The following is a 14,924-nucleotide window of genomic DNA, read 5'->3' as shown; positions in this document are numbered from 1 at the left end:
ACCCAAGAGGATTCGAACCTCTGACCTCTGCCTTCGGAGGGCAGCGCTCTATCCAGCTGAGCTATGGGTGCGTCTTTCTGTGAAATCCATACTGTAGATTTTCAGGAAATGAAAGAGCAGACTGACACCACATTCCGCCATTCTTCACGCGCCCCAACTTGCCCAATGACCTGGGAGAACGCGCCTGAAAACGGGGGACGCCAAGCAATATTACCGGCGCACTGCGCAGCCTAGGCAAAAAGCTCGTGGCACAGTTCCAGCGCCTCAACCAGCCTGTCCACGTCCTCGACCGTGTTATACATAGCAAATGATGCGCGGCATGTGGCAGTCAGGCCAAGATGCTCCATCAGCGGGGCGGCACAATGCTGGCCCGCGCGCACGGCAATACCTTTTTTGTCCAGCACTGTGGAAATGTCATGCGCATGCGCAGCCCCTTCCAGCGTGAAGCTGAAAATCGCGCCCTTGCCCGGCGCGGTTCCCTGAATATTCAACCAGTTCAATCCTGCAAACCGGCCTATGGCATAATCGCGCAGGCTGGCTTCATGCGCGGCAATCGCGTCCATACCGATGCCTGTCATGTAATCAATGGCCACCCCCAGCCCGATTTGCTGCACAATTCCAGGCGTGCCTGCCTCAAACTTATGGGGCGGGTCGTTATAGGTGACTGTATCGCGCGTCACCTCGCGTATCATATCCCCACCCCCGATGAAGGGGCGCATCTGCGCCTGACGGTCCCTGCGAATATAAATCGCCCCCGATGCTGACGGACCATACAGCTTATGGCCGGTCACCGCATAAAAATCACAGCCGATCGCCTGCACATCTACTGGCATATGCACCGCAGCTTGTGACCCGTCGACCAGCACCGCGACACCGCGCGCCTGCGCGCCCGCACAAATCGCCTGAACATCCACCACTGTGCCCAACACATTGGACATATGCGTGACGGCAACAAGCTTGGTGCGCGGACCCATGGCGTCAATCACCGCTTGCGGGTCAAGGCTGCCGTCAGGTTCTGTGTCGACCCATTTCAGGACCACACCGTGGCGTTCGCGCAGAAAATGCCACGGAACAATATTGGCGTGATGCTCCATGATGGACAGCACAATTTCATCACCCGCCTCAAACCGCGGCATGGCCCAGCCATAGGCCACAAGGTTGATGCCCTGTGTGGTGCCGGTGGTGTAGATCACCTCATCTTCATGGGCGGCCCCCAGAAACCGCTGCAACTTGTGGCGCACCCCCTCATATTTATCCGTGGCCAGATTTGACAGGTAATGCAGCCCCCGGTGAACATTCGAATATTCTTCCGCATAGGCACGGGTAACGGCGTCAATCACCACCTGCGGCTTCTGGGCAGACGCCCCACTGTCCAGATAGACCAGCGGCTTGCCGTTCACCTGGCGCGCCAAAATCGGAAAATCCGCGCGCACCGCATCGATATTGAACATCAAACCGCCCCCCCCGGACCAAAACCAAGCATTGTCAGCAAGAATGCAAGCACCATCACCACCCCGAAAAATGACAAGATGATCCCCGCAAACACCTTCACACCAGATGTGAACCCATGCAGAACCAGCACGAAATTGGTCAGCAACCACATAAACACGACCAACGCCAACAACGTGATCACACCAAACAGGGGCGGCACCAACAGCAGGGCCACAATCTGTACGAACTGCACGACCAGCATCACAAATTGCAACCACGCCAACAACAACAAGGTATCAGGAAAACTGCCCGTCCCCCCCAGCGCACGGCCCACACCCTGAACCGCAACCACCATGCCCAGCAACATCGAGGTTTGCACCATCGCCATGAACAGCAGCCCGCCACCCATGCCCTCGCCGTCTTCCATCAACAGCACAGACGCCTGTCCCAGAAGCACGCTCAACACCACAACAATGACAAACCCCAACCAACGCGCATCATCAGGCACATCCAGCGCGATCAGGCGTGCCGCAGCCTCGCGTGGCCGGGTCAGTGTCAGACGCACCAATGCGCTGATGGCGGCAGCATTCAATTGCATCACGGGTGTCCCTTCGTGCTCACTATCTTCAAGGTATGTCTGCGCCCGCAGGCCCAAGCCGGATCACTTCACGCAACCCCCGCCCCGTTATGTAGATGAAAGCCACAGCCACGACAAACCCGAAAGCCTGCACTGCGCCAACAGGCCCCATAAACGCCAGCAAACCGCCGTGCACCAACATCAGCGGCGTCACGGCCAATAACGACCAAAACAGCACCAGCCGCACCCGAATCCCGGGCACAGTCACCCGCGCGACACGCAACACACCCTGCATCACTGCCGCCAGACCATATAAAATCAACGGCAACAGGAACATGACTGCAAACAACGCGCCGCCCATACGCTGCTCGAATGTCACCGAGGGGTCAAGCGTCGCCTCCCGCGACAGGCGCGGCCATTGCGCAACGAAGATCAAACCACAGGCAAGCGCATTGAAAAACAGCACCTGCGGTTCGCGCAACCCCTGCCGGACCATCGCGCGCACGACCAGATCGGGCCGACGATAGCTTCGTGCAATATTCACGCTCAAGGACATGGCGCTATCCGTCTTTCTGGCATGTTTTCAGTCTGGTCAAAATATCCCGGGGGACGGGCTACGGCCCGCAAGGGCCGTGGCTCGGGGGGCAGCGCCCCCATCCGATTGCACATGACGCGCGCCTCAGGAATGGCGCTGCAGCCAGTTTTCCATGCGCACGCGCAAATCCTCTGCCAGGTCGGGGTCGGCAATTTCCTCCAGCGCTTCAGCCAGAAAGGCCAGCACCAGCAACATTTTTGCCTTGCCCTCCGGCACACCGCGCGCGCGCAGGTAGAACAGCTGCGCAGGATCAATCTCCCCCGAGGTTGAACCATGGCTGCATTTCACGTCATCGGCATAGATTTCCAGTTCCGGCTTGGCCAGAAACTGCGCATTTTCATCCAGCAGCAACGCTTGGCTAATCTGGTAGCCGTCAGTTTTCTGGGCCGCTTGTTCCACCAGAATCTTGCCCTGAAACACGCCGACAGCCCCGTTGCGCAACACTTTCTTGAACACCTGTCGGCTTTCACAATCGGGCGCGCAATGGGCGATGAACACAGTGTCATCATGATGGAACGCCCCATCCCCTACAGTGGCGCCTGCAATATGCGCCGACCCGCCCTGTCCGTCCAGCCAGATCATGGCCTCGTTGCGCACAAGCCGGCCATTCGCGGTCAGGGTGAAGGATTTCAGCTGCGCCCCCTGCCCCATCTGCGCGAACACATGTGCACTGCCAGCGCGGTCATGGTCGCGCCCCTGGGTGCGCACATGGTGCAGCGTGCCGCCATCGGCGATGTCAACTTCCATCACCTGATTGCAGCGCGCGGCCACAGGGCCGTTTTCCAACAAGGTCAGTTCCGCACCCTGTTCGACACGCACGACATGGTGCATGACAGCATCCGCCGCATCACTGCTGCGCAGATAAACCAGCGCGACCGGCTTTGTGGCCTTGCCCGTTGCCCGGATCAGAACGCCTTTTTGCGCAAATGCCGTGTTGAACGCGGCCAAAGGGCGTTCCACGGGCGTTTGACCGCGCGCTTCCAGCTTGCCGTAAATATCCTGCGCCCAATGCAGATCAGCGCGCGCGGCATCTTCAAGCAGGCTGATTTCCACCCCCGCCAGCGCCAGATCATCAGACGCTGCCTTGTCAAAAACCCCGTCCACAAACACCAGTTTCACACGGTCAAACGCTGAAAATACCGGGTCTTCATCTGTCACGCTCAGAACCTTGGCGGGACGGGGCTGTTGCGCGGTCAACTCCCGCGGGTCCGTGTAGCGCCAGTATTCGTCACGCTTGAGTGGCATGCCCATATCCAGCAGCCGCGCCTTGGCCCCGTTGCGTGCAAGGGTAGCCCAGCCACCGCCCTGCGGCACATTCAGCGCGCCCGCAAGCGCCTGCGCCGCATCCTGTTTTTGCGCCTTAAGTTTCGCCCGTGGCATCATCAGCCTGCCTCCGCCAACAGATCGGCATAGCCGTTTTCCTCAACCTGCAGCGCCAGGTCCGGCCCGCCCGATTTGATGATTCGCCCCTCGCTCATGATATGGACGAAATCTGGTTTGATGTGGTTCAGCAAACGTTGGTAATGCGTGATGACCAGAAACGAGCGCCCCGCATCGCGCAGCGCATTCACCCCGTCAGACACCAGTTTCATGGCATCCACGTCCAGACCGGAATCTGTTTCATCCAGAATGCACATCTTGGGTTCCAGCATCGCCATTTGCAGGATTTCGTTGCGCTTCTTCTCGCCGCCCGAAAAGCCCACATTGACAGGGCGCTTCAGCATATCGGCGTCAATCTGCAACTCCTTGGCTTTCGCGCGGATGATCTTCAGAAACTCGCCCGCTGACAGTTCATCCTCGCCGCGCGCCTTGCGCTGCGCGTTTACGGCCGTGCGCAGGAAGGTCATGTTGCCCACGCCGGGAATTTCCACAGGGTATTGAAACGCCAGAAACAACCCGGCGGCGGCGCGTTCCTCTGGCTCCATCTCCAGCAAATCTGCACCTTCCAGCGTGGCGCTGCCTTCGGTTACGTCATACCCGTCGCGCCCTGACAACACATAAGACAGCGTCGATTTGCCCGACCCGTTCGGCCCCATGATGGCATGCACTTCGCCGGGGTTGATGGTCAGTGACAGCCCCTTCAGGATTTTCACTTCTGAGTCGTCTTCTAGTTCGCAGTGCAGGTTCTTGATTTCCAACATGTTCATTCCCTCATTCGATTGTCACGGCAGATTCACAGATCGACACCTTCAGCATCGGCTCGGCCACCACCTTTTAATCCAGATCAATGCCCGGTGCGGCATTGCCCTTATCCCTTGTGCACGGCCAGCTTTGGGCCTTGCGTGCCAGCGCGGCCCGCATGCAGCGCCCGTCAACGCCAGGCGGGATCATGACCCCAACTCCTTCTTGAAGCGCTGGACCTGCGCCCACACAAAGACCACGAAACCCGCCGTCAAGGTTGTGCTCATTCCGATGAATGTCACCACCGCAATCGGCACAGCGCGCTGCCCGTCAAATGTTAGAAGCACCAGCAGGACCAACCCCGACACATAAGCAGCAATCGCGGCCCAACCCCGCCAATCCGCTGGTCTTGCGCCGGTGCCGTCTGCCCGTGGCCTGAACCACGCAGACCCCATCAGCCCACCGACCCTTCCAGCGAAATCGCAACCAGCGCCTGCGCTTCCATGGCGAATTCCATCGGCAATTCCTGCAGCACTTCCTTGCAGAACCCGTTGACCACCAGCGCCACCGCTTCTTCTTCGTCCATGCCGCGGCTCCGGCAATAGAACAGCTGGTCGTCATCCACCTTGCTGGTCGTCGCCTCATGCTCCACGCGGCTGGATGCATTGCGCACTTCGATATAGGGCACCGTATGCGCGCCGCATTTGTCGCCAATCAGCAAACTGTCGCATTGCGTGTAGTTGCGCGAATTCGTGGCCTTGGGGTGCATCGACACCAGCCCGCGATAGGTGTTTTGCGCATGTCCTGCCGAAATCCCCTTGGACACGATGCGCGAGCGCGTGTTCTTGCCCAGATGCACCATTTTCGTGCCTGTATCGGCCTGCTGCCAGTTATTGGCAATAGCGATCGAGTAGAACTCGCCTTGCGTGTCATCGCCGCGCAGAATGCAGGACGGGTATTTCCATGTAATGGCGCTGCCGGTTTCCACCTGCGTCCACATCACTTTCGCGCGGTCCTCGCGGCAATCGGCGCGTTTGGTGACGAAATTGTAAATCCCGCCCTTGCCGTTTTCGTCACCGGGAAACCAGTTCTGCACAGTGGAATATTTCACATCCGCATCTTCCAGCACGACAATCTCGACCACGGCCGCATGCAGCTGCGTGGTGTCGCGCTTGGGCGCGGTGCACCCTTCCAGATAGCTGACAGACGCGCCCTTTTCCGCCACAATCAGCGTGCGTTCAAACTGGCCCGTATTTTCGGCGTTGATGCGGAAATAGGTCGACAATTCCATCGGGCATTTCACACCAGCCGGGATGAACACGAAACTACCGTCCGAAAATACCGCCGAATTCAGTGCCGCGAAGTAGTTGTCATTTTGCGGCACCACAGACCCAAGGTATTTTTTCACCAATTCAGGATGGTCCTGCACCGCTTCCGAGATGGAACAGAAGATAACGCCCGCCTTCTTCAGCTCATCCTTGAAGGTGGTGCCCAACGACACGGAATCAAACACCGCATCGACAGCCACCTTGCGGCCCGCATCGGCCCCTTCAACCCCGGCAAGGATCATCTGTTCCTTCAGCGGAATGCCCAGCTTCGCGTAGGTTTCCAACAGCTTGGGGTCCACCTCATCCAGCGATTTGGGCTTTTCGACCATCGATTTCGGCTTGGCGTAATAATACTGCTCCTGATAATCGATTTCAGGAATATTCAGCATCGCCCAATCGGGGGAGTCCATGGTCAGCCAGCGTCGATACGCCTCCAGCCGCCAGTCAAGCAACCACTGCGGCTCCTTGTTCTTCTGCGATATCAGGCGCACAATATCTTCATTCAGCCCTTTGGGGGCGAACTCCATCTCAATGTCGGTTTCCCACCCGTGCTTGTAGGTGCCCGCCATGGATTGAACAGTCTCGACCGTCTCGCGGTCGACACCATCGCGCAGCTGGGTTTCATCCAATGCAACCATATCTTTTCCCTTCTTAACGCCACGCCCATGGGGCATGCGCTTGTCAATTCAGCCCGCGCGCCGCGCAGCAAAGCGGCGGTATTCCCTTAACCAGACATCTGCAAACCGCAGCACATCGTCTTGCGTCACATCCGGCCCCAACGACACACGGATCGCCCCACGCGCTGATTCCTCGTCCAGTCCCATGGCCTGCAACACCCCGGACGCGCGCAGCTTCCCTGATGAACATGCAGACCCGGCCGAAATGGCAAACCCCGCAAGATCCATCTGCATCACCTGCAACTCCCCTTTCCAACCAGGCGTTGCAAGGCACAGCGTGTTGGGCAACCGCGACACATCTTTCCCGACTAAAATAGTCTTGCTTGCTGCGGCGTCCAGTGCCTGTTCTAGAATATTTCTAATTACAGATACACCTTCCCACACCCCATTTGCAAGATCAGCAGCTGCCGCCTGCGCGGCAGCGCCAAAACCCGCAATGCCAATCACGTTTTCAGTACCCGCGCGCCGGCCCATTTCCTGACCGCCCCCCTTGATCTGCGCCGCAAGGTCTGTGCCGCGCGCCATGACCAGCGCACCAACGCCTTTCGGTCCGCCCAGCTTATGCGCTGAAATCAGGCCCATCTGGACATTCAGCCAGTTAAACGCAAACGGCAGCTTGCCAAACCCCTGCGTCAGGTCGCTGACCGCCAGACCAGCGGGCAAATCCTGAATGATTCCGGTCTCCGAATTCGCAAGTTGCAACGCTGCCCGTTCCGGCACGGGTGCATGCACCCGCCCGTGCCCGTCAACCGGCAAGGCATCATCACACCACGCCCGCACGGCATCATGCTCGACCATGGCGCAGGAAAGCCCCCGCCCCGCCAGCGCCAGCCCCGCCGCTTCCGTCGCCCCCGAGGTGAAGACAATCTCCGCCCCCTCGGCGCCCAAAGCGGCGGCCACTTGCGCGCGGGCTTTCTCGACCACCGCGCGCGCCTGTCGCCCTTCGGCATGCACCGAAGACGGGTTGCCCACAACATCCATCGCTGCCGCCATCGCGGCGCGGGCTTCCGCGCGCAGCGGCGCTGTGGCATTATGATCAAGATAGACGCGGCGCATCACTCGCCCTTGTCGTTCATTCTGGTGTATTTCATTCTGGCCCAAATATCCCGGGGAGTCACCGAAGGTGACGGGGCAGCGCCCCTATTCATCCACCACCTCGAACAATGTGGGCACCGCCGGACACGGTGTCAAACTGTTGCGCGCAACATCCGACAAGCGCGTCTGGTGCAAAAACACATAGACATGCGCCGACAACCCTTCCCAAAGGCGGTTGGTCATCGATTGCGCCCGCGACCCGGACACCCCGCCTGATGCACCGGCCCCGGCATGCATGGCGCTGACGGTTTCATCCACCGCCTCCAGCACCTCGGACACACGAATGCTGTCCGCCCCCCGCGCCAGCCGGTACCCGCCGCCCGGCCCGCGCACGGACTCAACCAGACCTGCGCGGCGCAGCTTTACGAAAAGCTGCTCCAGATAGGCCAGTGACACCTGTTGACGCACTGAAATTTCGTTCAGCGACACCAGCTCACCTTCCGGGGCCAGTGCCAGATCGACCAGCGCAACCATGGCATAGCGCCCCTTGGTGGAAAGCTTCATTCCCGTATTCCCCGAATATTGCGCCGTCTATATCCAATGTTCCGGCACATGCCGCATATCTTACATTTCGCACCCGGTCGCCGTATTGGCGCCGCCACCGACCACATTCTGCCCCCGCAGACCCCACCAGCTTAAAGGTTGACGCGGGCAGGTCGCGCGCCTAAGTCTAATCGGCCCATATCCGGCAAAAAACCCGCGACCCCTGATTATTTAGAATTCTTCTAAATACACCAAAGAAAAGAGTCAAGAATTCATGCAGCCCCTGCGCACCCCTGACCTGCACTTTTCTGTCGCCGTGCCGAAACCACATTCTTCCGATAGGTAAGCCCAAAATGCCCGAGATCATTTTTCCCGGCCCGGAAGGCCGCCTTGAAGGCCGCTATCATCCGCAGCCCAACCGCGACGCCCCGATAGCCATTGTGCTTCATCCACACCCGCAATTCGGCGGCACCATGAACAACAAGGTTGTCTATAATCTGCATTACGCCTTCCACAAGATGGGCTTTTCGGTGATGCGCTTCAACTTTCGCGGCGTGGGCCGGTCGCAGGGCGAATATGATCAGGGCGTAGGCGAATTGTCCGACGCCGCCGCCGCGCTGGATTACATGCAGGCCATGTCGCATAATGTGCGCCATTGCTGGGTTGCGGGGTTCAGCTTCGGGGCATGGATTGGCATGCAACTTCTGATGCGCCGCCCCGATATTACCGGCTTTGTCTCCGTGGCCCCGCCCGCGAACCTGTATGATTTCAGCTTCCTTGCGCCTTGTCCGGCATCGGGCCTGATTATCAATGGCAGCGCCGACCGCGTGGCCCCGCCGCGTGACACGCGCGCGCTGGTATCCAAGCTGCAAGAACAGCGCGGAATCACCATCACGCATACAGAAATCGACGGGGCGGACCATTTCTTCAAGGATGAAGACGCGCACATGCAGCCCATGCTGGCAAATGTGACCGATTATGTTGCCAACCGCCTGACGGAAACCACCCGCTGATTTCGCCCCCCCCTTCTGTCGCACAACGTTGCGGCAGAAGGGGGGGGAGTTTGCGATAAAACAGCGGGTTAGCGCAGTAGAAACGGCCCAACCCGATAGCCGCGCGCGTCAGGCAGTCGGCGGCACCATTGCCGCGATGCATATTTTTCGTATACAACGGCATACTGTGCTTTGCATCTGGCACCAAATAAGGTAACAGGGCGCAAATCGACTCATCCAAAAGGCGGAGGATCACATGAGCAAGATCAAGGTAGCTAACCCGGTCGTGGAACTTGACGGCGATGAAATGACCCGGATCATCTGGGATTTCATCAAGAAAAAACTGATCCTGCCCTATCTGGACATTGATCTGAAATACTACGATCTGGGGATCGAGGAACGCGACCGCACCGATGACCAGATCACGGTGGACGCGGCCAATGCCATCAAACAATATGGCGTGGGCGTCAAATGCGCGACCATCACCCCTGATGAAGACCGCGTTGAAGAATTCGGCCTGAAGCGCATGTATCGTTCCCCGAATGGCACCATCCGCAACATTCTGGGCGGTGTTATTTTCCGCGAACCCATCATCTGCCGCAATGTGCCACGCCTTGTTCCCGGCTGGACCCAGCCCATCGTGGTAGGCCGTCATGCTTTTGGCGACCAGTACCGCGCAACGGATTTCCGTTTTCCGGGCGCAGGCAAGCTGACAATCAAATTTGTGGGCGAAGATGGCGAAACCATCGAACATGAAGTGTTCCAGGCCCCCAGCGCCGGTGTCACCATGGCGATGTATAACCTTGATGATTCGATCCGCGACTTTGCGCGCGCGTCGATGAATTATGGCCTGTCGCGCGGCTGGCCGGTCTATCTGTCCACCAAGAACACCATTCTGAAAGCCTATGACGGGCGTTTCAAGGATCTGTTCGCCGAAGTGTTCGAAGCCGAGTTTGCCGACAAGTTCAAGGCCGCGGGCATCACCTATGAACACCGCCTGATCGATGACATGGTGGCGTGTGCAATGAAATGGTCGGGCGGGTATGTCTGGGCTTGCAAGAACTATGATGGCGACGTGCAATCCGACACAGTGGCGCAGGGTTTTGGCAGCCTTGGCCTGATGACCAGCCAGCTGATGACCCCAGATGGCCAGATCGTCGAAGCAGAGGCCGCGCACGGCACCGTGACCCGCCATTACCGCCAGCATCAGGCGGGCAAGGAAACCTCGACCAACTCCATCGCGTCGATCTTTGCATGGACCGGCGGGCTGAAGCACCGCGCGAAGCTGGACAACAACGCAGAACTGCTGAAATTCGCAGAAACGCTGGAAAAAGTGACAGTGCAAACTGTGGAAGACGGCTTCATGACCAAGGATCTGGCGCTGCTGGTCGGACCAGACCAGAAATGGCTGACCACCATGGGCTATCTGGAAAAGGTTGATGAGTATCTGAACAAGGCGCTGGCCTGACCCGCGACGCAAGACCAGACACCTGAAAAAGGGGGCATCTGCCCCCTTTTTTAATGCCCTGCGCAAAGCCGTGAACTTTGCTTTGTTGCCCTGCGCGCACTTGACCGCTACATGATGCGACACTTGCACACAGGACAAACCCGATGCAGATTTCCCGTTACCTTCGCAAAGGCGCTGCCTTCGGCGTGATTTTGCTGCTGTCAGCGTGCCAGATGGCTCCGGTGGTCATGGCCCCGCCCCAGCAGGCCGCCACGGCGCAGGGCCCAGCGGTCACCCGCGCGCAATTCGGCGCCGTGGTCGCCCGCATGCGCCCAGTCGCCACGCAGGTTTGCCGCGAACGCAGCCCGCAACTGGATTGCAACTTCAACGTCATTCTGGACGACCGGCCCGGCCAGCCACCAAATGCGTTTCACACCCGCGACGAAAACGGCAGGCCCATCATTGCCTTCACCGAAGCGCTGTTGCGCGATTTGCGCAGCGCCGATGAAATTGCCCTGATTTTCGGGCACGAAGCGGCCCATCACATTGCCGATCACCTGCCGCGCATGCAAAATCAGGCCATGACCGGCGCGATTCTGGGCGGCCTGGTCGCCACCTTGTCGGGCGCGGACCAGACCACGACGCAGCGCATCGTCAATGCCAGCGCCACTGTGGGCGCAAGACGCTATTCCAAGGCGTTCGAGTTGGAAGCCGACCGGATCGGCGCCTATATCGCAGCACGCGGCAGGTATGACCCGCTGGCCGCCGCCGATCTGTTCCGCCGCATCCCTGACCCTGGCAACCAGTTTCTGGGCACCCACCCGCCCAATGGCGAACGCCTGCGCGAAATTGAACGCACGGTCGCCGACATGGCTGCAGGACGCCCCATCTGAAGGACATGCAATGCACTGGCTTTATCTGGCAATCGCCATCGTATTTGAAACGCTGGGCACCACGGCACTGAAAGCGTCCGACGGCATGACGCGTCTGGTGCCAGCGACGGGCGCGATTCTGGCCTATGCGCTGTCGTTCTGGCTGCTGGCGCTGGTATTGCGTGTCATTCCTGTTGGCGTTGCCTATGCCATATGGGCCGGGCTTGGCATTTGCCTGATTTCCTTTCTGGGCTGGATCATATTCGGGCAGAAACTGGACGCGCCCGCCATTATCGGGATTGTGCTGATCATTTCGGGCATTCTGGTCATCAACCTGTTCAGCGCAAGGGTCTGAAGCCATGCCTGACACCCCCCGCCACACCCGTCTGGAAGATGCCCAGGGGCTGATTTTCGGAACCGCCATGTGCGCCTTCGGCCTGCTGGTGCTGACAGGCGCAGGGCTGGTCACGGGCCAGACAGCGGGGCTGGCCGTGTTAATTTCCTATGCCACCGGCTGGTCCTTCGGTGCAGTATTCTTCATCATCAATATCCCGTTCTATGTTCTGGCATGGGTGCGGCTGGGGCCGGAATTCACACTCAAAACGCTGATTTCGGTCACGCTGATTTCACTTATGTCGGGGTTTATGGGCGATTTGGTCACCGTTATCCCGCAAAACCCCGCCATCGCCGCTGTGCTGTTTGGCATGATCACCGGCGCAGGATTGCTGGCTATATTCCGCCATCGCGCCAGTCTGGGGGGCGTGGGCATCGTGGCCTATGATTTGCAGGAACGCTTCGGCTGGCGGGCGGGGCTGGTGCAACTGGGCTTCGATCTGGTGCTGTTTGCGGTCGCGTTTTTGATATTGCCGCCAAATCTGGTTCTGTGGTCGCTTTTGGGGGCCGTGGTGTTGAATGCCATTCTGGCCATAAATCACCGCCGCGACCATTATATCGCCACCTAGCAATATCAGGGCTGGCTTTTCTAGCGATCTTCGGTTAATGCGGCGGCGCAGCATGAAAAGGCACTTTTGTTATGGACCTTCGCAATATCGCGATTATCGCCCACGTTGACCACGGCAAGACAACCCTTGTCGACGAACTTCTGAAACAGTCGGGCACCTATCGCGAAAACCAAGCCACCACCGAACGCGCCATGGACAGCAATGATCTGGAACGCGAACGCGGGATCACGATTCTGGCCAAGGCAACTTCGGTTGAATGGAAAGACACGCGCATCAATATCGTGGACACCCCCGGCCACGCCGATTTCGGCGGCGAGGTGGAACGCATCCTGTCCATGGTGGACGGCGTTGTCCTGTTGGTGGACGCCGCCGAAGGTCCGATGCCGCAAACCAAATTCGTAACCTCCAAGGCGCTGGCACTGGGGCTGCGCCCGATTGTCCTGCTCAACAAGGTGGACAAACCCGCAGCGGATGCCGACCGCGCCCTTGACGACGTGTTCGACCTGTTCGCCAATCTGGGCGCCAGCGATGAACAGCTTGATTTCCCAGTGCTTTATGCCTCGGGTATCAATGGCTGGGCCGATGCGGAACTGGACGGCCCGCGGCAGGACATGTCGGCGCTGTTCGATCTGGTCGTGGCGCATGTTCCCGCCCCCGCCCAGATCGCAGCGCGCAATGACCCGTTTCGCATGCTGGCCACCACATTGTCGGCAGATCCTTATCTGGGGCGTATCCTGACAGGGCGCGTCGAATCCGGCACGCTGAAAGCCGGCGAAACCATCAAGGCATTGTCACGCGACGGCAAAAAGCTTGAACAATTCCGCGTAACCAAGGTTCTGGCCTTCCGCGGGCTTGGCCAGCAACCCATCGACGCCGCCGAAGCGGGCGACATTGTTACCCTTGCAGGCATGTCCAAGGCCACTGTGGCCGACACGCTCTGCGCATTGGAGGTCGACACGGCGCTGGACGCGCAACCCATCGATCCCCCCACCATCTCGGTGACTTTCGGAATCAATGATTCGCCGCTTGCCGGGCGTGATGGAACCAAGGTGCAAAGCCGCATCATCCGCGAACGTCTGATGCGCGAAGCCGAAGTGAATGTCGCCATCAAAGTCAGCGACACACCGGGCGGCGAAGCGTTTGACGTCGCAGGGCGCGGCGAATTGCAAATGGGCGTGCTGATCGAAAACATGCGCCGCGAAGGGTTCGAACTCTCCATCTCGCGCCCCCGCGTGCTGATGCGCCATGAAGACGGCCAGCGCCTCGAACCGATCGAGGAAGCGACCATCGATGTCGATGACGAATATACCGGCACAGTCATCGAAAAACTGACCGGCCCGCGCAAGGGCGAACTGGTCGAAATGAAACCGGCGGGCGCAGGCAAGACACGCATCATCGCACATGTCCCCTCGCGCGGGCTGATCGGCTATCACGGCGAATTCCTGACCGACACGCGCGGAACCGGCGTTCTGAACCGTGTTTTCCATGAATGGGCCCCTTACAAAGGGCCAATTCCCGGCCGCCGCGAAGGGGTGCTGATCTCCATGGAAGATGGCACTGCCGTGGCCTATGCCCTGTGGAACCTGGAGGATCGCGGGCGCATGTTCATCAACCCGCAAGAACCCGTCTATCAGGGCATGATCATAGGCGAGCATTCGCGCGACAATGATCTGGAAGTGAACCCTCTCAAGGGCAAGAAGCTGACCAACGTGCGCGCCTCGGGCACCGATGATGCCGTGAAGCTGACACCGCCGGTCATCATGTCGCTGGAACAGGCCATCGCCTATATCGACGATGATGAACTGGTGGAAGTGACGCCCAACGCAGTGCGGCTGCGCAAACGTTTCCTTGACCCGCATGAACGCAAGCGACAAGCCAAGGCCAGCGCATAAACGCGCCCGCGCCACCAGCATCTTCACAAAGCAAAAAGGCCATCACGCGATGGCCTTTTTGTGTTTAGGCCATGTTCAAGAAGCTCAAAACCGGGTCCCACTTTTGAGCAACCGGTCTGAACCACGCGCCGGGTGCAGGTGGTCGGAGCCGCGACCACAACACGCTCGCGCGGCAAATGGTCGGGAAAGGATTTTCGCCGCGTGAAGGCGCGCACGGCGCTGGTCGCGTCCTGCGCCACCTATTCAGCGGCCAGCGCATCTTCCGTGGCGGCAGCTTCCAATTCCTCAAGCCGCAATTCCAGCTGATCGATCAACCGCGCGCGACGCACGGAAGAGATGCCGTATTTGTCGCGCCGCAGCTTGGCGATCTCCAGCTTCAATTCCTGGATCATCGCTTCTGTATAAGGCATGCCAGGGCGTGGGCCTGCGCCAATTCGGCTTCCGCCGCCCGC

The 14,924-nt window shown here is 59.2% G+C and carries 15 protein-coding genes and 1 pseudogene; 6 read left to right on the top strand and 10 right to left on the bottom strand.

Annotation, left to right across the window (positions count from 1 at the left end; genetic code table 11):
• Positions 1–230: 230 nt before the first annotated feature.
• From ACTZWY_RS18660 to iscR, 9 genes are all read right to left on the bottom strand, one after another.
• Positions 231–1,451, bottom strand: a complete 1,221-nt coding sequence (locus tag ACTZWY_RS18660) for a cysteine desulfurase (protein ID WP_444792219.1) — start codon at positions 1,449–1,451, stop codon at positions 231–233.
• The gene (locus tag ACTZWY_RS18655) at positions 1,451–2,029 is read right to left on the bottom strand and encodes a YIP1 family protein (RefSeq protein WP_444792218.1); all 579 of its coding nucleotides are present in this window, start codon (positions 2,027–2,029) and stop codon (positions 1,451–1,453) included. Before ACTZWY_RS18655 ends, ACTZWY_RS18660 begins: the two co-directional genes overlap by 1 nt.
• A 28-nt stretch (positions 2,030–2,057) precedes the next feature.
• Positions 2,058–2,564 (bottom strand): YIP1 family protein, encoded by a 507-nt coding sequence (locus ACTZWY_RS18650; protein WP_444792217.1) that lies wholly within the window; start codon positions 2,562–2,564, stop codon positions 2,058–2,060.
• Positions 2,565–2,687: 123 nt separating this feature from the next.
• Positions 2,688–3,986, bottom strand: coding sequence for a Fe-S cluster assembly protein SufD (gene sufD / locus ACTZWY_RS18645; RefSeq protein WP_444792216.1), 1,299 nt, complete (start codon positions 3,984–3,986; stop codon positions 2,688–2,690).
• Entirely contained in the window at positions 3,986–4,744 is a 759-nt protein-coding gene (gene sufC, locus ACTZWY_RS18640; protein WP_444792215.1) for a Fe-S cluster assembly ATPase SufC, read from the bottom strand. The genes sufD and sufC overlap by 1 nt, the downstream gene beginning before the upstream one ends.
• A 186-nt stretch (positions 4,745–4,930) precedes the next feature.
• Entirely contained in the window at positions 4,931–5,179 is a 249-nt protein-coding gene (locus tag ACTZWY_RS18635) for a hypothetical protein (protein ID WP_444792214.1), read from the bottom strand.
• Positions 5,179–6,690: a Fe-S cluster assembly protein SufB gene (sufB, locus tag ACTZWY_RS18630; protein ID WP_444792213.1), complete on the bottom strand. Its 1,512-nt coding sequence runs from the start codon at positions 6,688–6,690 to the stop codon at positions 5,179–5,181. Before sufB ends, ACTZWY_RS18635 begins: the two co-directional genes overlap by 1 nt.
• 48 nt (positions 6,691–6,738) lie before the next feature.
• Positions 6,739–7,785: a cysteine desulfurase family protein gene (locus tag ACTZWY_RS18625; protein ID WP_444792212.1), complete on the bottom strand. Its 1,047-nt coding sequence runs from the start codon at positions 7,783–7,785 to the stop codon at positions 6,739–6,741.
• 84 nt (positions 7,786–7,869) lie between these two features.
• Complete coding sequence (gene iscR / locus ACTZWY_RS18620) at positions 7,870–8,328, bottom strand: Fe-S cluster assembly transcriptional regulator IscR (protein WP_444792211.1); 459 nt, start codon at positions 8,326–8,328, stop codon at positions 7,870–7,872.
• 332 nt (positions 8,329–8,660) lie between these two features.
• Here iscR and ACTZWY_RS18615 point away from each other — a divergent pair, with 332 nt between their 5' ends.
• The 6 genes from ACTZWY_RS18615 to typA all read left to right on the top strand — a co-directional run bounded on the left by ACTZWY_RS18615 (position 8,661) and on the right by typA (position 14,472).
• Positions 8,661–9,320 carry an alpha/beta hydrolase gene (locus ACTZWY_RS18615; RefSeq protein WP_444792210.1) on the top strand — a complete coding sequence of 220 codons (660 nt, stop codon included), beginning with the start codon at positions 8,661–8,663 and terminating at the stop codon, positions 9,318–9,320.
• A gap of 235 nt (positions 9,321–9,555) precedes the next feature.
• Complete coding sequence (locus tag ACTZWY_RS18610; RefSeq protein ID WP_444792209.1) at positions 9,556–10,767, top strand: NADP-dependent isocitrate dehydrogenase; 1,212 nt, start codon at positions 9,556–9,558, stop codon at positions 10,765–10,767.
• Between the two features lie 143 nt (positions 10,768–10,910).
• A complete protein-coding gene (locus ACTZWY_RS18605; protein ID WP_444792208.1) occupies positions 10,911–11,639 on the top strand; it encodes a M48 family metalloprotease in 729 nt (242 codons plus the stop codon).
• Positions 11,640–11,649: 10 nt separating this feature from the next.
• Positions 11,650–11,973, top strand: coding sequence for an SMR family transporter (locus tag ACTZWY_RS18600; RefSeq protein WP_444792207.1), 324 nt, complete (start codon positions 11,650–11,652; stop codon positions 11,971–11,973).
• 4 nt (positions 11,974–11,977) lie between these two features.
• Entirely contained in the window at positions 11,978–12,580 is a 603-nt protein-coding gene (locus tag ACTZWY_RS18595) for a YitT family protein (RefSeq protein ID WP_444792206.1), read from the top strand.
• Between the two features lie 71 nt (positions 12,581–12,651).
• On the top strand, positions 12,652–14,472 hold the full coding sequence (typA, locus tag ACTZWY_RS18590; protein WP_444792205.1) for a translational GTPase TypA: 1,821 nt from the start codon (positions 12,652–12,654) through the stop codon (positions 14,470–14,472).
• Positions 14,473–14,568: 96 nt separating this feature from the next.
• On the opposite strand, the pseudogene ACTZWY_RS18585 reads toward typA, so the two are convergent.
• Positions 14,569–14,924 (bottom strand): annotated as a pseudogene (locus ACTZWY_RS18585) (transposase domain-containing protein); the annotation flags it as partial.

This window comes from Roseinatronobacter sp. NSM, assembly GCF_052379845.1.
In the GTDB taxonomy this organism is placed as follows: Bacteria; Pseudomonadota; Alphaproteobacteria; order Rhodobacterales; family Rhodobacteraceae; genus Roseinatronobacter.
Note: the sequence above shows the minus strand (reverse complement) of the source record. Positions and strands in the feature narration are given on the sequence as shown.